The sequence below is a fragment of the Streptomyces sp. NRRL F-6492 genome (genome assembly GCF_001280125.1).
Classification (GTDB): Bacteria; Actinomycetota; Actinomycetes; order Streptomycetales; family Streptomycetaceae; genus Streptomyces.
The window spans coordinates 23,582-45,601 of record NZ_LGEG01000068.1; the positions used below are offsets into that span (position 1 = coordinate 23,582).

At 72.1% G+C, this 22,020-nt stretch carries 22 protein-coding genes and 1 tRNA gene; 12 read left to right on the forward strand and 11 right to left on the reverse strand.

Features of this window, described 5'->3' with window-relative positions; all coding sequences use genetic code 11:
• The first annotated feature begins 79 nt into the window (after positions 1 to 79).
• Positions 80 to 361, forward strand: coding sequence for a hypothetical protein (locus tag ADL08_RS07970; protein WP_053641357.1), 282 nt, complete (start codon positions 80 to 82; stop codon positions 359 to 361).
• A gap of 63 nt (positions 362 to 424) precedes the next feature.
• Here ADL08_RS07970 and ADL08_RS07975 read toward each other — a convergent pair whose 3' ends face one another.
• Positions 425 to 1,498, reverse strand: a complete 1,074-nt coding sequence (locus tag ADL08_RS07975) for a serine/threonine-protein kinase (RefSeq protein WP_078968068.1) — start codon at positions 1,496 to 1,498, stop codon at positions 425 to 427.
• Positions 1,499 to 1,718: 220 nt separating this feature from the next.
• On the opposite strand from ADL08_RS07975, the gene ADL08_RS07980 reads away from it, so the two are divergent.
• Entirely contained in the window at positions 1,719 to 2,597 is an 879-nt protein-coding gene (locus ADL08_RS07980; RefSeq protein ID WP_199836970.1) for a glycosyltransferase family 2 protein, read from the forward strand.
• A gap of 10 nt (positions 2,598 to 2,607) precedes the next feature.
• Here the strand turns inward: ADL08_RS07980 and fxsT are convergent, their stop codons facing one another.
• From fxsT to ADL08_RS07995, 3 genes are all read right to left on the reverse strand, one after another.
• Positions 2,608 to 5,499: an FxSxx-COOH system tetratricopeptide repeat protein gene (gene fxsT, locus ADL08_RS07985; protein ID WP_053641359.1), complete on the reverse strand. Its 2,892-nt coding sequence runs from the start codon at positions 5,497 to 5,499 to the stop codon at positions 2,608 to 2,610.
• Between the two features lie 104 nt (positions 5,500 to 5,603).
• Positions 5,604 to 6,353 carry a hypothetical protein gene (locus ADL08_RS07990; protein ID WP_159043017.1) on the reverse strand — a complete coding sequence of 250 codons (750 nt, stop codon included), beginning with the start codon at positions 6,351 to 6,353 and terminating at the stop codon, positions 5,604 to 5,606.
• Positions 6,354 to 7,211: 858 nt separating this feature from the next.
• Positions 7,212 to 8,501 (reverse strand): helix-turn-helix domain-containing protein, encoded by a 1,290-nt coding sequence (locus tag ADL08_RS07995; protein WP_053641361.1) that lies wholly within the window; start codon positions 8,499 to 8,501, stop codon positions 7,212 to 7,214.
• A 188-nt stretch (positions 8,502 to 8,689) separates the two neighbouring features.
• On the opposite strand from ADL08_RS07995, the gene ADL08_RS08000 reads away from it, so the two are divergent.
• Both ADL08_RS08000 and ADL08_RS08005 read left to right on the forward strand, forming a co-directional pair.
• Positions 8,690 to 9,154 (forward strand): hypothetical protein, encoded by a 465-nt coding sequence (locus tag ADL08_RS08000; RefSeq protein ID WP_053641362.1) that lies wholly within the window; start codon positions 8,690 to 8,692, stop codon positions 9,152 to 9,154.
• Between the two features lie 107 nt (positions 9,155 to 9,261).
• A complete protein-coding gene (locus tag ADL08_RS08005; protein ID WP_053641363.1) occupies positions 9,262 to 9,963 on the forward strand; it encodes a class I SAM-dependent methyltransferase in 702 nt (233 codons plus the stop codon).
• 75 nt (positions 9,964 to 10,038) lie between these two features.
• Here ADL08_RS08005 and ADL08_RS08010 read toward each other — a convergent pair whose 3' ends face one another.
• Both ADL08_RS08010 and ADL08_RS08015 read right to left on the reverse strand, forming a co-directional pair.
• Positions 10,039 to 10,332, reverse strand: a complete 294-nt coding sequence (locus ADL08_RS08010) for a MazG-like family protein (RefSeq protein WP_053641364.1) — start codon at positions 10,330 to 10,332, stop codon at positions 10,039 to 10,041.
• A 68-nt stretch (positions 10,333 to 10,400) separates the two neighbouring features.
• Positions 10,401 to 10,589, reverse strand: coding sequence for a hypothetical protein (locus ADL08_RS08015; protein WP_159043018.1), 189 nt, complete (start codon positions 10,587 to 10,589; stop codon positions 10,401 to 10,403).
• Positions 10,590 to 10,622: 33 nt separating this feature from the next.
• Here ADL08_RS08015 and ADL08_RS37080 point away from each other — a divergent pair, with 33 nt between their 5' ends.
• Complete coding sequence (locus tag ADL08_RS37080) at positions 10,623 to 10,766, forward strand: hypothetical protein (protein WP_159043019.1); 144 nt, start codon at positions 10,623 to 10,625, stop codon at positions 10,764 to 10,766.
• A 98-nt stretch (positions 10,767 to 10,864) separates the two neighbouring features.
• Here ADL08_RS37080 and ADL08_RS08020 read toward each other — a convergent pair.
• Together ADL08_RS08020 and ADL08_RS08025 are read right to left on the reverse strand one after the other, a co-directional pair.
• A tRNA-Pro gene (locus ADL08_RS08020) sits at positions 10,865 to 10,938 on the reverse strand.
• Positions 10,939 to 11,048: 110 nt separating this feature from the next.
• Entirely contained in the window at positions 11,049 to 11,987 is a 939-nt protein-coding gene (locus ADL08_RS08025) for a metallophosphoesterase (protein ID WP_053641366.1), read from the reverse strand.
• Positions 11,988 to 12,061: 74 nt separating this feature from the next.
• Between ADL08_RS08025 and ADL08_RS08030 the strand changes: the two genes are divergently transcribed.
• Positions 12,062 to 12,526 carry a GatB/YqeY domain-containing protein gene (locus ADL08_RS08030; RefSeq protein ID WP_053641367.1) on the forward strand — a complete coding sequence of 155 codons (465 nt, stop codon included), beginning with the start codon at positions 12,062 to 12,064 and terminating at the stop codon, positions 12,524 to 12,526.
• Between the two features lie 70 nt (positions 12,527 to 12,596).
• Here the strand turns inward: ADL08_RS08030 and ADL08_RS08035 are convergent, their stop codons facing one another.
• Positions 12,597 to 14,801 (reverse strand): transglycosylase domain-containing protein, encoded by a 2,205-nt coding sequence (locus ADL08_RS08035; protein WP_053641368.1) that lies wholly within the window; start codon positions 14,799 to 14,801, stop codon positions 12,597 to 12,599.
• A gap of 568 nt (positions 14,802 to 15,369) precedes the next feature.
• Here ADL08_RS08035 and ADL08_RS08040 point away from each other — a divergent pair.
• Positions 15,370 to 15,714, forward strand: a complete 345-nt coding sequence (locus tag ADL08_RS08040) for a WhiB family transcriptional regulator (protein WP_030206027.1) — start codon at positions 15,370 to 15,372, stop codon at positions 15,712 to 15,714.
• Between the two features lie 88 nt (positions 15,715 to 15,802).
• Here ADL08_RS08040 and ADL08_RS08045 read toward each other — a convergent pair whose 3' ends face one another.
• Both ADL08_RS08045 and ADL08_RS08050 read right to left on the reverse strand, forming a co-directional pair.
• Positions 15,803 to 17,311: an ArsA family ATPase gene (locus ADL08_RS08045; protein ID WP_420709576.1), complete on the reverse strand. Its 1,509-nt coding sequence runs from the start codon at positions 17,309 to 17,311 to the stop codon at positions 15,803 to 15,805.
• Positions 17,308 to 18,270, reverse strand: a complete 963-nt coding sequence (locus ADL08_RS08050) for an ArsA family ATPase (RefSeq protein WP_053641369.1) — start codon at positions 18,268 to 18,270, stop codon at positions 17,308 to 17,310. Before ADL08_RS08050 ends, ADL08_RS08045 begins: the two co-directional genes overlap by 4 nt.
• 148 nt (positions 18,271 to 18,418) lie before the next feature.
• Here ADL08_RS08050 and ADL08_RS37085 point away from each other — a divergent pair, with 148 nt between their 5' ends.
• The 5 genes from ADL08_RS37085 (at position 18,419) to ADL08_RS08070 (ending at position 21,996) form a co-directional block, all read left to right on the forward strand.
• On the forward strand, positions 18,419 to 18,577 hold the full coding sequence (locus ADL08_RS37085) for a DUF4177 domain-containing protein (RefSeq protein ID WP_159043020.1): 159 nt from the start codon (positions 18,419 to 18,421) through the stop codon (positions 18,575 to 18,577).
• Complete coding sequence (locus ADL08_RS08055) at positions 18,574 to 19,044, forward strand: RidA family protein (RefSeq protein WP_053641370.1); 471 nt, start codon at positions 18,574 to 18,576, stop codon at positions 19,042 to 19,044. The genes ADL08_RS37085 and ADL08_RS08055 overlap by 4 nt, the downstream gene beginning before the upstream one ends.
• A 203-nt stretch (positions 19,045 to 19,247) precedes the next feature.
• The gene (locus tag ADL08_RS08060) at positions 19,248 to 20,135 is read left to right on the forward strand and encodes an NUDIX hydrolase (RefSeq protein ID WP_053641371.1); all 888 of its coding nucleotides are present in this window, start codon (positions 19,248 to 19,250) and stop codon (positions 20,133 to 20,135) included.
• Positions 20,132 to 20,962 carry an MBL fold metallo-hydrolase gene (locus tag ADL08_RS08065; protein ID WP_053641372.1) on the forward strand — a complete coding sequence of 277 codons (831 nt, stop codon included), beginning with the start codon at positions 20,132 to 20,134 and terminating at the stop codon, positions 20,960 to 20,962. Before ADL08_RS08060 ends, ADL08_RS08065 begins: the two co-directional genes overlap by 4 nt.
• 149 nt (positions 20,963 to 21,111) lie before the next feature.
• Positions 21,112 to 21,996: a prohibitin family protein gene (locus tag ADL08_RS08070; protein WP_053641373.1), complete on the forward strand. Its 885-nt coding sequence runs from the start codon at positions 21,112 to 21,114 to the stop codon at positions 21,994 to 21,996.
• Positions 21,997 to 22,020 lie beyond the last annotated feature (24 nt).

Consider the following 22,020-nt stretch of genomic DNA (forward strand, 5'->3'; position numbering starts at 1 on the left):
GCCCGCACGCCGGGGCGGGGGAGCGGGGAGGGGCGGGAGGGCCGGGCCGTACCTACCCTGGGAGGGACGGAGGTGACCCATGAGACGACGGCACCACTTCCACATCGACCACCTCGGGCACTCGGTCTCCGTGACCGTGGAGACGGGGCACTCGGCGGTCGTCGACGTCCTCGTCGACGGCAAGGAGACCGCCCGGGTCGTGCTCGGGCGCGAACGGCGGGCCGCGCTCCCGGTCGAGCTGCCGACCGACCCGCCGACGACGGTGACCGTACGGGCGACCGCGGACCCCGGCGCGCCGCGCTGTCTGCTGGTCCCGGCGGACGAGGGGGATCCGCTGGTGATGGCGCCGAGGCCGTACTGAACCGTCCGTGCTCGCGCCGCGGGCGTCGGGAGGGCCGGGCCGGGTCAGGAGAACCAGGTCGTGTCAGGAGAGCCAGGCCATGCCGATGATCAGGAAGACCACGAAGGCGATGGCCCCGGCCACGGCGGCCGTCTTGCGCGGGCGGCGCCGGGAGAGTTCCGCGAGTCCGCCGGTGGGCGCCGGGCGCTCGCGCCGCCGGGAGGCGGGCGCGGCGGCGCCGGGTCCGGTCACCGGCGGCGGGGTGGGGGCGGGCACGTGCCGGGGCATGGGCGCGGGCCCGGCGTGGTGCCGGGGGCCGGGGGAGGGGGCGGTCCGGGGCGGCCCGTAGGAACGCCAGGCGCCGGAGGAGAACCAGTCGGCGATGGCCTGCGCCGAGGGGCGCTGCTCCGGCTGCTTCGCCAGCAGGCTCAGCAGGTACGACTCGAACTCGGGCGGCAGCGCGACCCCGAGGTGCGCGGGCGGCGCCGGCGGGGTGTCGATGTGCTGGTACAGCAGGGCGGTCGCGGTGTCCGCGCGGAACGGGGGTCTCCCGGTGAGCAGTTGGTAGAGCACGCAGCCGAGCGAGTACACGTCGGAGGCGGACGAGGCGGGCTGCCCCAGGGCCCGCTCGGGCGCCAGGTAGAGGCCGGTGCCCACGATCTGACCGGTCGTCGTGAGCGCGGCCGAGGGGTCGTCGACGAAGCGGGCGATGCCGAAGTCGGCCAGCTTGACCGTGCCTTCGGCGTCGATGAGGAGGTTCCCCGGCTTGATGTCCCGGTGCACCACGCCCTGCCGGTGCGCGGCCGCGAGCCCGGCGGCGGCGTGCGCGGCGACCACGGCGACCCGCTCGGGCGGCAGGACCAGGGGGTCGGAGGGGCTCCCGGCGAGGCTGTCGCCCTCGACCAACTCCATGACGAGGAACAGCTTCCCGTCCCACGTGCCGAAGTCGAAGACGCCCACCACGTGCGGATGGCTCAGCCGGGCGGCGGTCTGCGCCTCCAGGCGGAACCGGTCGCCCGCGGAGGGGTCGGCCGCGTTCGCCAGCATCAGCTTCACGGCCACGGCCCGGCCGAGGACCTCGTCGGTGGCCTGCCACACCTCGCCCATGCCGCCCCGGCCGATACACACGTGAAGCCGATATCGGTCCGCGACCAGCACCTGGAGACCACCCTTTCGAAGATCGATCAACCTGACGGAAGAGAACCAGCGTAGAGCCGTGCGGTCGCGCTCCTCGCCGCGCTCCCCCTCCGAACGCCCCCGCGGTGCACGACATCCGTGGTCCGGGTGAACGGAAGGTGACGCGGGACGGCTAGCATCGCGGCCCGAAAGGCCTTCGAGGCCTGCGAGGACCTTTGGCCTGCGAGGAACGGAGCGGACCGTGGCGCGACCGCGTATCGGTGTGGCGGTACTGACGATGGGCACGCGCCCGGCCGAGCTGCGGGCGCTGCTCGACGCCGTGGCGGGCCAGGACGAGCCGGCCGCCCGGACCGTGGTCGTCGGCAACGGCACGGGGACGCTCCCGGAGCTGCCCGAGGGCGTGACCGGCGTCGAACTGCCCGAGAACCGGGGGGTGTCGGGCGGCCGGAACGTCGCGATCGAGACCCTCCGCTCCTTCGGCGACGTGGACGTGGTGGTGGACCTCGACGACGACGGCCTCCTCGTCGACCGGGACGTCTTCCGCCGCCTCGCGGACCTGTACGCGGAGGACCCGGCGCTCGGCGTGGTCTCGTTCCGCATCGCGGACGAGACCGGCGAGACCCAGCGCCGCCACGTCCCCCGCCTCGGGGCGAAGGACCCGATGCGCGGCGGCGAGGTGACGACCTTCCTCGGCGGCGGCCACGGCCTGTCGATGCGGATGCTCGACGGGATCGGCGGCTGGCCGGAGGAGTTCTTCTTCACCCACGAGGAGACGGACCTCGCCTGGCGGGCCCTCGACGCGGGCTGGAAGGTCGTCTACGCGCCGGAACTGCTCCTCCAGCACCCGAGGACCAGCCCGGCCCGGCACGCCGTCTACCACCGGATGACCGCCCGCAACCGCGTCTGGCTGGCCAAGCGCAACCTGCCGGCCCTCCTCGTCCCCGTCTACCTCGGCGTCTGGACCCTCCTCACCCTGGCCCGCACCCGCTCCCTCCCGGGCCTCGGTGCCTGGCTCGCCGGCTTCGCCGAGGGCGTCCGCCGCCCGGCGGGCCCCCGCGCCCCGATCCGCTGGTCGACGGTCCTGCGCATGACGCGGCTGGGACGGCCGCCGGTGATCTAGCGGCCTCCGGTCACCGGGACTTCTTGCCGAAGCGGCGCTTCTTCGGCTTCTGCTGGGCGAGCAGCCGCTGGGCCTTGAAGCGCTGTCCCGTTTCGGTCAGGACGGTGGCGAGTGAATCGGTGACACTACGGGTGTCGCGGTGCTGATCACCGAGGGTGCGCCGTAGATGACCTCGCGTTTCTTCGAGCAGCTGGATCGCCTCCGGATGGCGCCGGAGGGCGTACAAGGTGATGGCCAGGCTGTGGGCGGATTGGAGGGTCTCGGGGTGATCGCTACCGAAAGCGTGCTGCATCCGTGTGAAGGCGTCTTCGTGCAGACGGTGGGCTTCGTGCGGTTTGTCGAGGAGGCGCAGAGTGGTGCCGAGGTTGTGGGTGGACTGGAGGGTGTCGGGGTGGTCGTCGCCGAGGGTGCGGCGTCGTCGGGCGAGGGTGTCCTCGTGCATGCGGCGGGCCTCGCCCAGGTTGTGCAGGTTGTGCAGTGTGATGCCGAGGCTGTGGGAGGAATGGAGGGTGTCGGGGTGGTCGTCGCCGAGGACACGGCGTTGCCGGGTGAGGGTGTCCTCGTGCATGCGGCGGGCCTCATTCAGTTCGCGTAGGTCGTGCAGTGTGGCGGCGAGGCTGTGGGCGGACCGGAGGGTATTGGGGTGGTCGTCGCCGAGGACACGGCGTCGTCGGGTGAGGGTGTCCTCGTGCATGCGGCGGGACTCATCCAGTTCGCGTAGGTCGTGCAGTGTGATGCCGAGGCTCTGGGAGGAATGGAGGGTGTCGGGGTGGTCGTCGCCGAGGGTGCGGCGTCGTCGGGTGAGGATGTCCTCGTGCATGCGGCGGGACTCATCCAGTTTGCCGAAGACACGCATGGTGCCGGCGAGGTTGTGGGCGGACTGGAGGGTGTCGGGGTGGTCGTCGCCGAGGGTGCGGCGTCGTCGGGCGAGGGTGTCCTCGTACATGCGGTGAACCTCTGTGTTTGCCCCGCTGGAGCGCAAGATCACAGCCAGATCATTGGCGGAATGCAGCGTGTCGGGGTGATCGTCTCCGAGCGTGCGCTGCCGCCGGACGAACGTGTCCTGAATGAGGGGCAGGGCTCCTTTGAGGTCGCCGAGATCGCTGGTCGCGTGACCGAGATACTGCGTACAGGTAAGGGTGTCCGGGTGCTCCTCTCCGAGTTCGGAGACCCATGACTGCCGCAGTGAGGTCGTGAGACCGTGGGCGCTCTGCGGCTGGCCGCTCCGAATGAGGAAGAGCACGGCCCTGAGCAGGAGAACCCTTAGTTCGGGGCGGTCGGCGAGGACGACGTGCTGAGCCGTGAGGTGAGAGGCGAGTGCGGCCCAGCCGAGCCAGGTGTCAGGAGTTTCGGGGTCGCCCGGGTCGACGTCGCCGAGGACGGCCGCGACGTCGCCGTGGATCGTCCGGACCTGCTCCGCGTCGGTCTGGTCACGGAGGACCGCCTGCGTCAGACGATGGATCTGGAACGCCTCGTGGTCCACCCGGGCGAGCCCGTAACGGCTCAGGGGCTGCAGGGCGGTGTGCGGCCACATCAGGTCGTCCGGATCACCGGGGATGGTGCTCAGCCGGGGACGCGCGTCCTCCAGCCAGGCGGTGGGGATGGGCTCGGGACCGAAGAACGCGCCGAGGCGCAGAAGGGCGAGGGCGTCGGGGTGGTCGCCGCCCAGGTGATTGGTGGCGATGTCGACCGAAGCGGCCAGTGTGGCCGGGTAGCCCGGGGCCTCGCCCTCCTTCAGGATCCTCGCCGTGCTGGTGGTGACGAGCCGGCGGTAGCGGTCGAGGGTCATGCCGCTGCCGACGACGCCCGCTGCCTGGGCCAGGGCCAGGGGGAGGTCGCCGAGCTCCTTGGCGAGGGCGTCGGCCTGGTCGGGGGCGATGCCCGGGACGCGGAGTTCGAGGTAGGCGACGGCGTCGGAGCGGGTGAAGACGTCCAGGCCCGTCTGGTGGGCGACGCCCTGCCAGTCGGGGTTGCGCGAGGTGATGAGGACGTGGCCGGGTCCTTCGGGAAGCCAGGTCTCGATCTGGCCGGGATCCTCGGCGTTGTCGAGGATGAGGAGCCAGCGCTGCCGGTCGCGCAGGTGCTGCAGCAGGGCACGGGCGTTGTGCTCGGAGCCCGCGTCGGGTTTGGCGATGCCGAGGCGGTCCGCCAGCTCCGTGTAGTGGACGGGCAGCTGGTCGGCCTGCTCGGCGTCGATCCACCACACCAGGTCGTACTGGCCGCCGAAGCGGTGGGCGTAGGCCAGGGCGATCTGCGTCTTGCCGATGCCGCCCATCCCGTGCAGCACCTGCACAGGGGACTGCCGGGGGCTCAGCAGACCCTCGCGGAGCCGGGTGAGCTCGGCTTCGCGCCCGGAGAAGTCGGGGTTGCTTCGGCGTACGTTCCACACGTCGGGCAGACCCGCACTGCTCGGCAGCCGCGGCTGCGTGTCGTCGGGGGCCGAAGCCGGTTCCGCCGACGGGGGAGTGCCGGGAAAGGCCGGGCTGCTGGTCGGTCGGGCCCCGCCGTCGATCGCCTCCCGGAGGGCCGCAAGGGCAGCGGTTTCGTCCAGGCCGTGGAGGTCCTTGCGGAGCCTCGGCGCCAGGATCGGGGGGACGTCGTCGGTGGAGATGGGCTCCAGGGCGAGAGGGACGATGCGGTCCCTGCGGGCGACCGTGGCGTTCCACTCCTCCTCGGTCCACCGCCCGGGTTCGAAGTAGGACTTGGAGAAGAGGGCCACGACGGCGTCGGCCGTCCCGAGGGCGCTGTCCATGAGGCGTACGAAGTCGTCACCGGTACGCCAGTCCCAGACGTCGAGCGTGACCTCGTGGCCGGCCCGCTCCAGGTGCCAGGCCACCCATTCCGCCCAGGGGCGGTCCGGTCCCGCGTAACTGATGAAGAACCGCTGCGTACTCTCGGTCATCGTGACCCCCCGAGTGACCAGGTGCTTGTCGTGCCGTGTCGCGCAATGATCCCCCGCCGGGCGCAAACGGTGCAGGCGAACGACGAGGACGCCGCCGGGCCGCCTCAGGGGGTGTCGGACCCGGCTCCCTGCTGGTGGGGGACCGGCGCGCCCCCGGCCCCCGGGTTCCACGCGGACCGGCGCAGGTGCCGTTCCGGGTCGCGGACCCCGGCGATCTCCCCGAGCCCGATGACGTACGGACGCAGACGCTGCTGGAGTTCCTTGAGGTCCGCGCGGAACGCGGCGTTGTCGGGCCACGCCGTCTCGTCCACCCGCTCGCCCTGGGAGGCCTCCCAGGCACTGAGCCGCGGGTGCCACTTCGCGAGGAACGGGGCGAGCTCGAAGTTGAGGACGTCCAGGACGAGTTCGTGCACCGAGTCGCCCTTGGCGGGCGGCGGGGGCGCGGCCCCGGACTCCAACGGCTCCCGGTACAGGTCGAACAGGGTCTTGAGCGAGGTCAGCGCCTCGCGGAGGTTCCCGCTGCCGTCGTCCAGCGGACGGGTGGCGATGCGCGTGGAAGCCTGGAAGAACATCCGCAGGGCCGCCTGCCGCATGTCCGTGTTGGCCGCGAAGACCATCACGCTGCCCGGCAAAGTGAGTTGAACCTCCGTCAGCTGCGCCGACCGCCGGTAGAACTCGGCCCCCAGCACGACCGCGACACCGACCAGCCCGCCCACCACGACCGACAGCAGCTGCCCCCCGGTCTGGCTGATGGAGTACGCGGCGATGCCGACCACCGCGCCGACCAGACCCGCGAACGCCGCCCGCGCCGAGGTCCGGGCCCCGGGCCCCCACGCACGACTGCGGCGCGTCACCACAAGAACCGCCCCCTGACTCCCTGTTGACGACCGACAGTACTGATCACCGCCGCTACCTTCAACGCCCCTTGCCACCAGGGGCGTACGGGACGGAACGGATCCGGCCGCAGCGACGCGCCGGCCCTTCCTTCCGGGACGTGCCCCGTCCGCCGCGGGCCGGGGGCTGGGGAGCGTGCGGCTGGGCCCTTGCGCGTGGCCGACCCGGTGACGCTGCCCCACGGGGGTCGCACGGCCGTACCGTCCCGATCACACGGCGACACCCGGGGTCCGCACCGCCCTCGCGATGCCCTTCGCCCCGCTTCCCGCGACCGGGGCGGTCTGCCATGCGTACCTGCCGATCCGGGTCGGCGAGCGGCCCCCGTCCACCCCCGGAAACCACTCAGGCGCCCGACCCGCTCTCGCGGATCAGGCCCCTGACCTGGTCTTACGGCCGTCGGGGTGGCGGGATTTGAACCCACGACCTCTTCGCCCCGAATCCGGGACGCTGGGTAACGGCCCCGCGCTCCGCACCCTCCTGACCTGCACTGTAGCGCCGCATAAGCCCAGTTCGGAGGCGTTGGTTCAAGGCTGGCGCTCCGCCGCCCTGCGTCTGCGGTACCTCTGGGACACCCCTCCTGCACTCCTTGGTTCCGGAGACCGACACCCGGTTCACACCCAGAATCGGCAGAGGTACCGCAGACGTGTGCCCACGTCGGAGAGGGTGCAACGCTGCCCCCGACACCTGGGTGTCGCCTCCAGAACTGGGTGTCGCACCCGGGCGAGCGCCGACTCAGGCCGGGTCGACGGCTGGCCGGGACCCGTTGGTGCCGGGAGCGAGGCATGTCCGGACCCGGTGGGGCCCGACGGGCGGCGGTCTCAGCTCGCCGGGGCGGACACGGCGGCGTGCAGCTCCCGCACGCCAACGGCACGAGGGTGCCGCTGCGCCAACTCGGTCACGATGCTGCGGATCGCGGGGCGGTCTCTCACCTCGCCGGGGCTCGCACGGTGGGCGTCGAGCAAGGCGCGGGCGGTCTGCTCAGGGCGGCCCCACGCCCACCAGGCACGGGCCATGTCTGTGCCCAGGCGTGCCTTCCGCTCAGCCGTGCAGAAGTGCTCGGGCCGAAGGTTCCGCCCCGCCTCCAGGGCGGCGCCGGCGTCGCCGAGGGCCCAGTGGACGCCGACGGCGTAGAGATCCACGGCGGCCGGGCTGATGGGGAAGAGACGCCCAGCAGGCGCCTGGAGCGGCAGGCGCCGTGCGGCCCGCCGTGCCTCCGCGGCCATGGCCAGGGCCTCCGCGCGCTGGCCTCTCCGGGCGGCGGTGTAGGCCAGGGTGCACAGCATCTGCGCGTAGGCCGACGAGGCTGCGTCCGTCCGCAGCCCTGTCGCCTCCATCCGGGCCGCGGCCGACTCCATGAGGGTTTGGGCTTCCTCGCCCCGGTCCTGGTGGCGCAGCACGATTGCGAGCTCGCGGGAGGCGGCAGCGGCGGCGAGCGGGGACCCGGACACCTCGGCCCAGGTGCGCGCGCGGTCGGCGGTGAGGCGGGCCTGCTCGTACGAGCCGAGCTTGATCAGCAGGGCGGCGCTCAGGCTGTAGACGGAGGACATTCGGGCCTGGTCCAGCTCGCAGCGCGAGGAGGCGGCGGCGTGTCCGTCGGCCAGGAGGCCCGGCAGCAGCCCGAGGAGCTGCGTGTGGGCCCCCTTGTCGTAGAGGTCGCGGGCGGAGGTCACACGGGCGTCCAGGGCGCCCCTGCCCGTCGGTGACGGGGTGTCGGCCAGGGCCCGGTCCATGCCGAGCAGCATGGCGGCCGGGACGGTCGCCGTGGCGGCGAGCAACGAGCGGCGGCGCATCGGGTCCTCCTCGGCGTGCGGGCTGGCCGACACTCTAGTGCTGGCCTGTCCGGAAGGAGCGGGGGGCGCCAGGGAACTCACCAGGACGTGTCGAGGAACGCCCACCGTGGAGGCGGCCCGGTGAATGAGCGTCAGGTCGGTGACCCGGGTCCGGCGTTCCATCCGCGAGACCGTCGCCGCCGAGCACCCCAGGTGCTCGCCGAGTTCGGCGAGCGTCCATCCTCGGTGCTCACGGCCCAACCGTACGAGTCCGCCCGGTTGTCGCCGGACGACTAGCTCCCTGACCTTCGCGCTGTTCCAGAGCGGGTCACCGGGCACTGGTCCCTCCCCCTGCTGCACGACCGGGGGTCACCACGGTACGGGCGCGGGACGGCGCCCGTCGAGACCGTTTGCACAACGTGCAAACGGCTTGCAGGCAAAGCCAGTTGATTACCGACCGGGTGCCGGATGCGGTGTTCTCGCTACATCGCCCCGCACCTCGTGGGGCACCATCCAAGGGAGGCACCATGGCAACTGCAGCCGACACCCCCGTCGCCACCGACCCGGTGACCGGGCTGGCCCGCTCCCCCCGTGACATCGTGCCGGCGGACCTCTGGGAGAAGCAGGTCGGCCTGCTGATGCGGGACTGCCCGTACGACTCCGTCATGGCCACCCGCGTCCTCGGCCAGGGCTACGCCTACCTGCTCACTGCCATGTCCCTCCGGGGCCAGGGCCTGGGACTCGCCCCGAGCAAGCTGGTCGACATCGGCGCCCACACGATCATCCTGGACACCGTCGCCTACGCCGAGCTGTGCGACAAGTACAACGGCGGGCGCTTCCTGCACCACGTGCCCAAGGTCGAGATGAAGAACGACGGGTCGGTCATCAAGACCGCCCACCTCGTCGCCCGCGCCGGTTGGGAGGTGGACCTCCCGCTGTGGGAGGACGCCGCCGACTGCGGCCCCTGCCACCCGGGCAACGACTCGCACTGACCCCCACGCGACGTCCCCGGCGGTCCGGGCCCACGGCTCGGGCCGCCGAGGCACGCCCGGGTGACTTTCGCCCGAACCGGCAGCAGGCCCCGCGCGGTGCCGCCAGGATGACGCGGGTGACGACCACGACCACAGACCTGTGGCACCACTACGGCCGGGCCCGCGCCGCGCAGGACCACGCCGTCCCCGACTCCTTCCGCTGGGCCTGGGACCAGCAGGACGGGCCGGGCCCGGAAGTCCTCGGCGACCTCACCGGCAAGACCGTGGCCGACCTCGGCGCCGGCACCGGCCGCCACGCCGCGCACCTGGCCGTGCACCACGCCCCGAACCGGATCGACGCCGTGGACGCGTCCCCGGCCCAGCACGGCATGGCCACCGCCCTGTACGCCGGCCTCGCCCCGCGCCTGCACTTCGTCCACGCGGACGCCGTCGCCCACCTTCGCGCGAACCCGGGCGCCTACGACGTGCTTTACAGCCACTTCGGGGCGGTGGACTTCACCGACCCCCGCGAGCTGCTCCCGGCCGCCGCTGACGCGCTCCGCCCCGGTGGGCACCTGGTCTTCTCCACCCTCGCCCACTACCTGTCCGGCAAGCCCGCGCAGCCGGACGTCACGGCCGCGGAGGTGCCGGCGAAGACCCCGGGGGGCGAGAGCGCCACCATGCACCGGTGGGTGCTGCAGGAGCACGTGTGGACCAAGGTCCTGGACCAGGCCGGGTTCACCGACATCCGCGTCGAGGAGCTGCCCGCAGGCGACGGCCCCCGGCCCGCCGCCACCCTCCTCGTCGCGGCCGAGCGCCCCGCCACCTGAGACCGGGCCGGGGAATGCCGCTGCCCCGGGCCCAGTCTCCTGGGCTCCGGGGCAGCGGCGCGTTCGGGCTGGGGGTCAGCTGAGGTTCAGCCGCTCCAGGAGCCCCTGCACTCGCGCGTCCAGGACCTTCTCCGCCTCCGGGTTGATCGCGAGCAGGGCCACCTGGGCAGTCACGATGACGCCGCACAGCTGCCTCTCGACATCCTCCGAGGTGTGGCTGTCGCCCTTGCGCGGTTTGGCGCCGAGGGCCCTGGTGATGGCCTCCGCCGCCTCCCCGAACTCCTCACCGATCTTGAGCACGCGCAGCAGCCGCACGTCGCCGGCCGCGGCCTGGTCCTCCTCGTCCAGCCAGCCGCGCGGCTTCCGCACGCCGTCCTACGTCTGGCCCGTGCCGCTCGTCTCCTCGTGTTCTCGGTCGGTCGAGACGGTGTGGTCGTTCAGGCGGCGTCACGGCGGGCGTCGTGGGCGGTGACCAGCTCTTCGGCGCGCCGTACGCACGGCTCGCAGACGCAGATCGGGGCGTGCTCGTTGTCCTCGCTCTGGGCCGACCCGAGCCACATGACCGGGAGACGCTCCCGGAGGAGCTGGGCTGCCTGAAGGTTCTTGCGGACTGGCGCCAGGGCCACGAGGACGGATCGGGCAGCGCCCGGTACACCCATGTGACGGACACCATGCGCGCGCTCCTCATGGGCCAGCTCACCGAGGTCTGGCACGAGTTCCTGGACGACCAACTGCTCCTCGCCCCGTGCTCCCCGGTCCCGATCTTCGGCCGGCTGTTGCAGCAGCGCGCCGCCGAGCGGTGACAATCCGTTTCAAGATCACACCCAGACGACACCCGGATACAACGCGATCAGGGCCGGTTTCCTCTAAGGGAAACCGGCCCTGAGCTGCTGTTACGAAGTCGGGGTGGCGGGATTTGAACCCACGACCTCTTCGTCCCGAACGAAGCGCGCTGCCAAGCTGCGCTACACCCCGATGTCGCTGCTCTGTGTGTTCACGTCGCGGCGACATCGATTACTTTAGCCCACGCGCGCGCTGAGGCGAAATCCGGTATTCGGGCGGCGCCGCCGTAGCTGGCCGTGGGGTCAGGGGCGGGCCGTCAGGGTGAGGAGGGTGGCCTCCGGGGGGCAGGCGAAGCGGACCGGGGTGAAGCGGTTGGTGCCGCAGCCCGCCGAGACGTGCAGGTAGGACGTGTGGCCCCCGGCCGTGTGGGTGGAGAGGCCCCGCGCCCGGTCCGTGTCCAGGTCGCAGTTGGTGACGAGCGCCCCGTAGAGGGGGACGCGGAGCTGGCCGCCGTGGGTGTGACCGGCGAGGACCAGGTCGTACCCGTCCGCCGTGAAGGCGTCCAGGGAGCGCAGGTACGGGGCGTGGACCACGCCCACCGTGAAGTCGGCGTCCGGGTCCGGGCCGCCCGCCACCCGCTCGTAGCGGTCCCGCTTGATGTGCGGGTCGTCCAGGCCGGTGAACGCCAGCTCGGCCCCCGACAGCTTCAGCCGGCCCCGGGTGTTGGTGAGGTCCACCCAGCCCGCCGCGTCGAAGGCGTCCCGCATCCCCTCCCAGGGGTTGTGGACGGCGCCGACGGCCGGCTTGTTGCCGTTGAGGCCGTGGCGGCCCTGCGCCTTCTCCATCAGGTAGCGGGCGGGGTTGCGCAGCTTGGGGCCGTAGTAGTCGTTGGAGCCGAAGACGTACACGCCCGGGAACTCCATCAGCGGCCCGAGCGCGTCCAGGACCTCCGGCACCGCGTCGGTGTCGGAGAGGTTGTCGCCGGTGTTGACGACGAAGTCCGGGCGGAGCCCGGCGAGCGACTGGAGCCAGGCCCGCTTCTTGCGCTGGCCGCTCACCATGTGGATGTCGGAGACCTGGAGGACCCGCAGGTCGCCCATGCCGCGGGGGAGGACCGGGACCGTCACCCGGCGGAGCCGGAAGGAGCGGGCCTCGAAGCCCGCCGCGTAGACGAGTCCGGCCGCGGCCGTCGCCGTGAGGCCTGCCGTGATCTTCAGGGGGATCCCGTACCGTGCGCGCATCCCCCCATCGTCGCAGACCCGTGCGGGGGAAATGCGCGGGCGGTGGGGGCGGGGCACCTGCCACACTGGGGCCCATGACCACGCTCAAGGCGAAGCTCCAGGACGACCTCAACGCCGCGATCAGGGAGCGCGACGAACTGCGCTCCTCGACCCTGCGGCTGACCATCACCGCGATCACCAAGGAGGAGGTCGCGGGCAAGACCAAGCGCGAGCTCTCCGACGACGAGGTGCAGAAGGTGATCGCCAAGGAGGCGAAGAAGCGCCGCGAGGCCGCGGACGCCTTCGCCCAGGGCGGTCGCCCCGAGTCCGCCGAGCGGGAGCGGGCCGAGGGCGTCCTCCTCGACGCGTACCTGCCGCAGCAGCTCGGCGACGAGGAGCTCGACGGGATCGTCGCGGCGGCCGTCGAGGAGGCGAAGGCGGCGGGCGCCGAGGGGCCGCGCGCCATGGGCGCCGTCATGAAGATCGTGAACCCGAAGGTGGCCGGCCGGGCCGAGGGCGGCCGGGTCGCCGCCGCCGTGAAGAAGCTGCTCGCGGGCTGATCCGCGGGAGGACACGAGGAGGGCGCCCCCACGGTGTGGGGGCGCCCTCCTCGTGTTCCGCGGGCCGGTCTCAGTCGAAGAGGCCCGGAGGGAGCGTGATCCCGGGGACGTTCGGCTTGCCGTCGCGGGGCTTCTTCGGCTTGTTGGGCTTCCCCGACCTGTTCGGGCCCTCCTCCCCCTCCTTCTCCTTGTCCTTGGGGGCATCGGCCCGGGGCACGGAGACGGCGGTGAAGGGCGGGGTGTCGCCGGCGTCCAGCGCGCCGGTCATCGCGATCTTCCAGATCGGACCGGGGAGGCAGCCGCCGCAGACCTTGTCGTAGTACTCGCCGCCGATCGTGATGTCGTACATCGACTTCTTCTCGCCGACGTCGTCACCGACCCAGACCGCCGTGGACAGGTTCGGGGTGTAGCCGACGAACCAGGCGTCCTTGCGGTCGTTGGTCGTACCGGTCTTGCCCGCGTTGTCGCGGTCGCTCAGGCCGGCCTTCTGGCCGGTGCCGTCCTCGACGACGCCCTTCAGCATCTGGTTGACCGTGTCGGCGGTCCGGTCGCTCATCGCCCGGCTGCACTTCGTCTGCGGCACGTTGAGCTTGTCGCCGTTGGCGGCCTTGACCGACTCGATGACGACCGGGGTGCAGTACAGGCCCCGGTTGGCGAAGGTCGCGTAGACGGACGCCATGTCGAGGGGGGTGCTCTCCAGGCTGCCGAGGGTGGCGGACGGGCTCTCCTTGATGGGCTTGCCCAGCTCGCGCTCGTAGCCGACCTTCTTCGCCATCGTCAGCGTCTCGCACAGACCGGCCAGCTGCTCCAGCTTGGCGAAGTACGTGTTGATGGACTTGCCGAGGGCGCTGGTCATGTCGTACGAGCCCTTCTCGGACTCGAGCTCGTTGTTGACCTCCCAGTCGCTGTACCCGGCGGGCTTGCCGTTGCAGAGCCGGAAGTCGCTCTCCTGGAGGTTGATCTGCTCCGGGGTGTCGAAGCTCTGCGCCGGGCTCAGGCCCTTCTCCAGCGCCGCCGCGGCCGTGATCGGCTTGAAGGTCGAGCCGACCTGGAAGCCGAAGGTCGTGCCGCCCATCCTGCTGCCGACGGCGAGGTTGAGCGTCGTCTCGTTCTTCTTCGGGTCCAGGCCGTACGGGCGGGACTGGCCCATCGAGAGGACCTTGCCGGTGCCGGGCTGGACCTGCACCACCGAGGCGGCGACCGGGTCGTCCTTGTTGACCTTCGCGATGGCGGCCTCGTTGGCGGCGGCCTGCGCGCGCGGGCTGAGCGTGGTCTTGACGGTGAGGCCGCCCAGGTTCCACAGCTTCTGGCGCTCCTCGGACGTCTTGCCGAAGACCGGGTCGCCGAGGATCGTCTTGCGGACGTAGTCGCAGAAGAAGCCGGCGCCGTCGACGGCGGTGATGCAGCCGTTCCTCGGGGTCTTGACCTTCAGCTTCAGCGGAGCTTCCTTCGCCGCGTCCGCCTCGGCCTGGCTGATGTCCTTCACGTCGGCCATCCGCTGGAGGACGACGTTGCGGCGCTTGGTCGCCTCCTCGATGTCGTTGATCGGGTCGTAGCGGCTGGGCGACTGCACGAGGCCGGCCAGCATCGCCGCCTCGCCGAGGGTCAGGTCGGCGGCGCGCTTGGAGAAGTACCGCTGCGAGGCGGCCTCGATGCCGTACGCCTGCTGCCCGAAGAACGTGATGTTGAGGTAGTTCTCCAGGATCTTCTTCTTGCCCAGCTCCTCCTCGACCTGGATCGCGAACTTCAGCTCGCGGACCTTGCGGCCGATGGTCTGCTGGGTGGCCTGCGCGACCTTCTCGGGGTCGTCGCCGGCCTCCTCGACGAAGACGTTCTTCACGTACTGCTGGGTGAGGGTCGACGCGCCCTCGGAGACGCCGCCGGACTGCGCGTTGCGGTTGATCGCGCGCAGCACGCCCTTGAGGTCGATCGCCCCGTGCTCGTAGAAGCGCCCGTCCTCGATCGCGACGATCGCCTTCTGCATGTACGGGGAGATCTTCTCGATCGGGACGACCGTCCGGTCCCGCGAGTACACCGTGGCGATCAGACCGCCCTCGGAGTCGAGGATCTTGGTGCGCTGACTCAGCGGCGGGGTCTTCAGGTTCGAGGGGATCTCGTCGAACCCCTCGACCGTGCCCTTCGCGGCCAGCCCGAGTGCCCCGGCCGCGGGCAGGGCGATGCCTGCCAGCACGGCTCCGGCGAGCACACTGACACCGAGGAACTTGGCGGCCTGCTGGGTCCCGGTCAGACCACCGCCCGAGCGCTTCTTTGCCATGGGGGGCAGCCTAATCCGTAGACATGAGCGAACAGCGGGAGCGGGGGCCTCTCGGAGCGTTCGGGTACCGGACCGTGACATCCGGGGGAGGTACGGGGCCGTCCCGGGGGCGGTGCGGGGACGTCCGGGGGCGGTGCGGGGCCGGTACCGGGCACGCGCGCCCAGGTTCCCATTCGCCGGACAGGCGCACAGGCCTTGGCCTAAGCTGCTCACAACTGTCACAGCAGTGCGGTCCGACAACAAGGCCCGGTTGTGACGTCGACATGAATTCCCGTGACCCCGAAACACGGGAAGCTCGTGTCCGGTTGAGGCTCATGCGTCACGCGGTGTCCGAAGTGAGACCGCCGAGGAAGGGCATATCCACGAGGTATGTCCCTTATCCCACGCATGTCCATCGATCACTCCCCTGGGTGATCTGACGCGCACGCATAGTCCGTTCGGGCCATTCAAGATTGGGCCCGAAGGGGGTGTTGCGCTGTGCCCACCTTCCGTAACGTCCCAACTGGCAGCGGTGAATATGCCGCTGCCGCCGTGGGGGAGCCTCGATTCGGGAGAGGACGGCGCCGGTATGGGCTGGGTAGCTGACTGGAGTGCGCAGGCGGCCTGCCGCACTACCGATCCGGATGAACTTTTCGTGCAGGGAGCGGCGCAGAACAGGGCCAAGGCGGTGTGCACCGGATGCCCGGTGCGGACCGAGTGCCTCGCCGACGCCCTCGACAACCGTGTGGAGTTCGGCGTGTGGGGCGGCATGACGGAGCGCGAGCGCCGCGCCCTGCTGCGCCGGAGACCGACCGTCACCTCGTGGCGCCGGCTCCTGGAGACCGCGCGCACGGAGTACGAGCGGGGAGCGGGCCTGCTGCCCGTGGCGATGGACGACGACGCGACCTACGAGGCGTACGCGGCGGTCGGCTGAACGCGCCGGGGCGTGCGCCCCGGTGGGACGGTCCCGTCACGCGTGCGGCGGGAGGAGATCCCGACGCGCGGGAGACGGCGGAGAGGGCTCAGACCGAGGGCGTCCGCCCGGTCGTGAGCCGGTCACCGATGGCCCGCAGGCCGGCGAGGTCGTGCACGTCGCCGGGCAGGGCGGCCACTTCCGCCACCGCCACCTCGGGGTGGCGCGCGGTGAAGCGGTCGCGCGTGTGCTGCTCGCGCGCGAGCACCCGCATGCGCTCGGCATGCAGACGCAGGAGTCCCGCGGTGAGCTGCCGTACGTCCACGGCGTCGTGCGCTTCGTCATCAGGCGCTTCGTCATCGGACGCTTCGTCGTTGAGGGCGTCGTCATCGGATGCGTCGTCGAGTGCGGCGTCGTGCTGTGCGGCCGGATCGGCGGTGGCTGTGGGGGCAGCCTCGGATCCGGCGGATTCGGCAGGTGCGGCGGGTACGGCGGATGCGGCGGCGGTGGCGAGTTCGGACGGCTCGGGGGCGGTGGCCGGGGAGCCACGCTGACCAGTCTTCCCGTCCCCCTGATCCACAATGCGACCCTCGTCAAGATTTTCCGCGGCGGCCCGCGCCCGCTCCGCCGAGAGACCGGCGGCCCCGCTGCCGTGCACGCGGTTGAGGACGAGACCGGCCAGCGGCATCTCCTCCGCGGCCAGCCGCTCCACGAAGTACGCGGCCTCGCGCAGCGCGTCCCGCTCCGGCGTGGCCACCACGAGGAAGGCCGTGCCCGGGGCCTGGAGCAGCTTGTACGTGGCGTCGGCGCGGGTCCGGAAACCGCCGAACATCGTGTCCATCGCCGCCACGAACGTCTGCACGTCCTTGAGGAACTGACCCCCGAGCAGCTTTCCGAGCGTCCCCGTCATCATCGACATGCCGACGTTCAGGAACTTCATCCCGGCCCGGCCGCCCACCTTCGCCGGCGCCATGAGCAGCTTGATGAACGTCCCGTCCAGGAAGGACCCGAGCCGCTTCGGCGCGTCCAGGAAGTCCAGGGCGGACCGGGACGGCGGGGTGTCGACGACGATCAGGTCCCACTCGTCGCGCGCCCGGAGCTGGCCCAGCTTCTCCATCGCCATGTACTCCTGCGTACCGGCGAACCCGGCCGACAGGGACTGGTAGAAGGGGTTCTCCAGGATCGCCCGGGCCCGCCCGGGATCCGCGTGGGCCTCGACGATCTCGTCGAAGGTCCGCTTCATGTCGAGCATCATCGCGTGCAGCTCGCCGCCGTCGGAGCCCTTGATCCCCTCCACCTTGCGCGGGGTGTTGTCGAGGGAGTCGATCCCCATCGACTGCGCGAGGCGGCGGGCCGGGTCGATGGTGAGGACGACGACGCGCCGTCCCCGCTCCGCCGCCCGCACGCCGAGGGCCGCCGCCGTGGTCGTCTTGCCGACCCCGCCCGCGCCGCAGCAGACGATGATGCGGGTGCCCCGGTCGTCGAGCAGCGGGTCCAGCTCCAGGACGGCGGCGGCGTCGAGCCCGCGCCCGCCGGGCCCGCGCCCGTCGTCCGCCCCACGCCCACCGGGACCACCGGTCTCGCGCCCGTCCGGGGCGGTCGCCGTCTTCTCCGTCACGCGCCCACCCCTTGCCTCCGCAGTTCCTTCGCCAGTCGGTAGAGCCCCGCGACGTCGCCCCCGTCCCCCAGGTACGGAAGCTCGTACGCGGGGACGCCGATGCCGTCCAGGACGGCGCGCTGCGCCCGCTCCAGCTCCACCCGCCGGGCGTGCTCGGCCGCCTGGTCCAGGAGCGGCTCGACCAGCTTCGCGGAGCCCGCGACGCCGACGGAGGCCAGGGTCTTCGCGATCGCCTTCCGGTGGTCGCCGGAGGCGGCCCGTACCGCCGCGGTGTCGAGGACGTGCGGCCGGACCATGTTCACCACGACCCGCCCCACCGGGAGTTCGGCCGCGCGGAGCTCCGCGACGCCGTCCGCCGTCTCCTGGACCGGCATCTCCTCCAGGAGGGTCACCAGGTGGACCGCCGTCTCGGGGGACTTGAGGACCCGCATGACGGCCTGCGCCTGGTTGTGTATCGGGCCGATCCTGGCCAGGCCGGCCACCTCGTCGTTGACGTTGAGGAAGCGGGTGATGCGGCCGGTGGGCGGCGCGTCCATGACCACGTGGTCGTAGGTCGGGCGGCCGTCCTTCTCCCGCCGCCGGACCGCCTCGCACGCCTTGCCGGTCAGCAGGACGTCCCGTACGCCCGGCGCTATCGTCGTCGCGAAGTCGATCGCGCCGAGCTTCTTCAGGGCCCGCCCCGCGCTGCCCAGTTTGTAGAACATCTGGAGGTAGTCGAGGAGCGCGCGCTCGGCGTCGATCGCCAGCGCGTACACCTCCCCGCCGCCCGGGGCGACGGCGATCTTGCGCTCCTCGTACGGAAGCGCCTCCGTCTCGAAGAGCTGTGCGATGCCCTGCCTGCCTTCGACCTCGACGAGGAGGGTCCGCTTCCCCTCCGTCGCGAGGGCGAGGGCGAGGGCGGCGGCGACCGTCGTCTTACCGGTACCACCCTTGCCGCTGACGACCTGGAGCCTGCTCACGCTGTCGAGCCTAACCACTGGCGGCCGCGCCCAATCAGGAGGCCGCCCCCGAGAACCTCCCTAGGGGACGCTTCGGGGCCGCTCCGGAGGGCCGCCTCGGAGAGCCGTCCCGGAGAGCCGCTCCCCGGCAGCGGATACAGTCGGGCCCATGACCAAGTGGGAGTACGTCACGGTGCCGCTTCTGGTGCACGCGACCAAGCAGATTCTGGACACCTGGGGCGAGGACGGCTGGGAGCTCGTCCAGGTCGTGCCCGGGCCGAACAACCCCGAGCAGCTCGTGGCCTACCTGAAGCGGCCCAGGTCGTGAGCGGGGCCGTCGAGGCGAAGCTCGCCGAGCTGGGCCTGACCCTGCCGGAGGTCGTCCCTCCGCTGGCCGCCTACCAGCCGGCCGTGCAGTCGGGCGTGTACGTCTACACCTCGGGCCAGCTCCCGATGGTGGCGGGCAAGCTCCCGGTGACCGGCAAGGTCGGCGCCGAGGTCACCGCCGAGGAGGCCAAGCAGCTCGCCGCCACGTGCGCGCTCAACGCCCTCGCGGCCGTGAAGTCGGTCGCCGGTGACCTCGACCGCGTCAAGCGCGTCGTGAAGGTCGTCGGCTTCGTCGCCTCCGCCGCCGACTTCACCGGGCAGCCGGCCGTGATCAACGGCGCCAGCGAGCTGCTCGGCGCCGTCCTCGGGGAGAAGGGCGTGCACGCGCGCAGCGCCGTCGGCGTGGCCGTGCTGCCGCTCGACGCGCCCGTCGAGGTCGAGGTCCAGGTCGAGCTGACCGAGGCCTGACCGCCCCTCCCGTCGCGGTACGCGCGCGAAGGCCGGCCCCTCCACCGGGGCCGGCCTTCGCGCGCGTGGGGCCCGCCTTCGCGCGTGGGGGGCCGCCTTCGCGCGTGGGGGAGTCCGCCTTCGCGCATGGGGGCCGGTGCCCTCCGGACCCCGCGCGGCGGCTCGCCCTCGTGCATTCCCGTCCTTGCGCATAGCATCCGGCCATGTCGAATGGTCAGTCGAAGCAGTCGAACGGTCAGTGGTACCCGCCGGAGTGGCCCGACCGCATCCGCGCCCTCGCCGCCGGTGAGCTGACCCCGGTGGCGCCCCGGCGCGCCGCCACCGTCCTGCTCCTGCGGGACGGGGCCGCCGGGCCCGACGTCCACATGCTGCGCCGCCGCACCTCGATGGCCTTCGCGGGCGGCGCGTACGCCTACCCCGGCGGCGGCGTCGACCTGCGCGACGAGCACCCGGTGCGCTGGGCGGGCCCGTCCCGGGAGACCTGGGCGGCCCGGCTCGGCCTCGACGACCCCGCGCAGGCCCAGGCCGTGGTCTGCGCCGCCGTGCGCGAGACGTACGAGGAGGCGGGCGTCCTGCTCGCCGGGGAGACCGGGGACGGGGTCGTCGGGGACACGACGGGCGAAGACTGGGAGCGGGACCGGGAGGCGCTCGTCGCCCGCGAGCTGTCCTTCGCCGACTTCCTCGACCGGCGCGGGCTCGTCCTGCGCTCCGACCTGCTCGGCGCCTGGGCCCGCTGGATCACGCCCGAGTTCGAGCAGCGCCGGTACGACACCTGGTTCTTCGTGGCCGCCCTCCCGGCCGGGCAGCGCACCCGGAACGCCTCCACCGAGGCCGACCGCACGGTCTGGATCCGTCCGGCGGAGGCCGCCGCCGGCTACGACCGGGGCGAGCTCCTGATGATGCCGCCGACGATCTCCACCCTGCGCGCCCTGGAGCCGTACGGGACGGCCGCCGAGGCCCTCGCCGCGGCGGCGGCGCAGGAACTGGCCCCCGTGCTCGCCCAGGCGCGCCTGGAGGGCGAGGAGCTGGTCCTGAGCTGGCCGGGCCACGAGGAGTTCACCAAGATCATCCCTTCCGGGGGCGCGCGATGAGCGACGCCGCCGCCCTGCCCGGACAGCCGCGCGGACTCGTGGTCACCGGGCCCGCGACCGACCGCGCCGTGAACGTCCTGGCGCCCAACCCGTCCGCGATGACCCTCGACGGCACCAACACCTGGCTGCTCTCCGAGCCCGGCTCGGACCTCGCCGTCGTCGTCGACCCCGGCCCGCTCGACGAGGGCCACCTGCGGAACGTGATCGAGACCGCCGAGAGGCTCGGCAAGCGGGTCGCGCTCACCCTCCTCACCCACGGCCACCCGGACCACGCGGAGGGCGCCGGGCGCTTCGCCGAGCTGACCCGGACGCCGGTGCGGGCCCTCGACCCGGCGCTCCGGCTCGGCGACGAGGGGCTCGGCGAGGGGGACGTGGTGACGGTCGGCGGCCTGGAGGTGCGGGTCGTCCCGACGCCCGGGCACACCTCGGACTCGCTCTCCTTCCACCTGCCCGCCGACCGGGCGGTCCTCACCGGGGACACGATCCTGGGGCGCGGGACGACGATGGTCGCGCACCCGGACGGGCGCCTCGGGGACTATCTGGACTCGCTGCGGCGGCTGCGCTCGCTGACCGTCGACGACGGGGTGCGCACGGTCCTGCCGGGCCACGGGCCGGTCCTGGAGGACGCGCAGGGGGCCGTGGAGTTCTACCTCGCGCACCGGGCGAGCCGGCTCGCCCAGGTCGAGACGGCGGCCGAGAACGGCCTCCGCACGGCACCGGAGGTCGTCGCCCACGTGTACGCGGACGTGGACCGGTCCCTGTGGCCGGCGGCCGAACTGTCGGTACGGGCGCAGCTGGAGTACCTGCGGGAGCGCGGGCTGATCTGACCGCTGCCCCTCCGGGGGGCGGGTCCGGGTTCCGGCAGCGGGGAGCGGGGAATGGTTGCTGGGACCCGGCATGGCCCGGGGGACGCGCCATGCTTTACGGTCCCTTTACATCTGTTGTCTCGGCCATCGTTCCACCGGGGGGATTTCTCGTGTTCGTCCTGGCCATTCTTCTGCTCATAGCGGCGCTGGTGCTCTACTTCGTGGGCCGCTCCATGGACCGCACCGGTCTCCGCCTCGGCGCGCTGGGCGCGCTGATCGCCGCTCTCCTCGCGGGCATCACCAGCGTCGTCCACGTGGTCGGCGCGTACGAGGTCGGCGTGCCGGTGACCTTCGGCAAGGTGGGTTCGCCCATGACGCCCGGCGTGAACGTGACCTCGCCGTTCACGACGGTCACCTCCTTCTCCACCCGCCCGGTCGACCTGAACCTCTCCGACCAGGACGTGGTCGAGGTCCGCTCCTCGCAGGGCGGTGTGATGGAGGTCGAGGTGACCGTGAAGTGGGCGGTCGCGCCGTCCAAGGCCGTGGAGCTGTACCGGCTCGCCGGCAGCGAGTCCGCCATCCAGCAGCGGCTGGTCTTCCCGGACAGCCGGGAGATCGTGCGCAACGTCTTCGCCCGCCACACCAGCGAGGAGGGCTACAGCTCCGCCCGCGAGAAGATCAACGCCGAGATCGGCGTCCTGATCAAGGAGCGGCTGGCCCCGCGCGGCATCGACGTGACCACGGTCAACCTGCGCAACGTGAAGCCGTCCAAGGCGCTCCAGGACCAGATCGACCGCAAGATCCAGCAGCAGCAGGCGACCGAGCGCGCCCTGGAGGCCGCCCGTACCGCCAAGGCCGAGTCCGACCGGCGCCGGATCGAGGCGGAGGGCATCGCCCGCGCCAACAAGATCCTCAACGACTCGCTGACGGACAAGGTCCTGATGAACCAGTGCATCGACGCCTTCAAGGAGGCGGCGGCGAAGAACCCGATCTACACCGTGCCCTGCGCGAACGGCTCCTCGGCCCCGGTGATCGTGGACGGTTCGAAGCGCTGACCCGGTAGCACGCGCGTACGTACG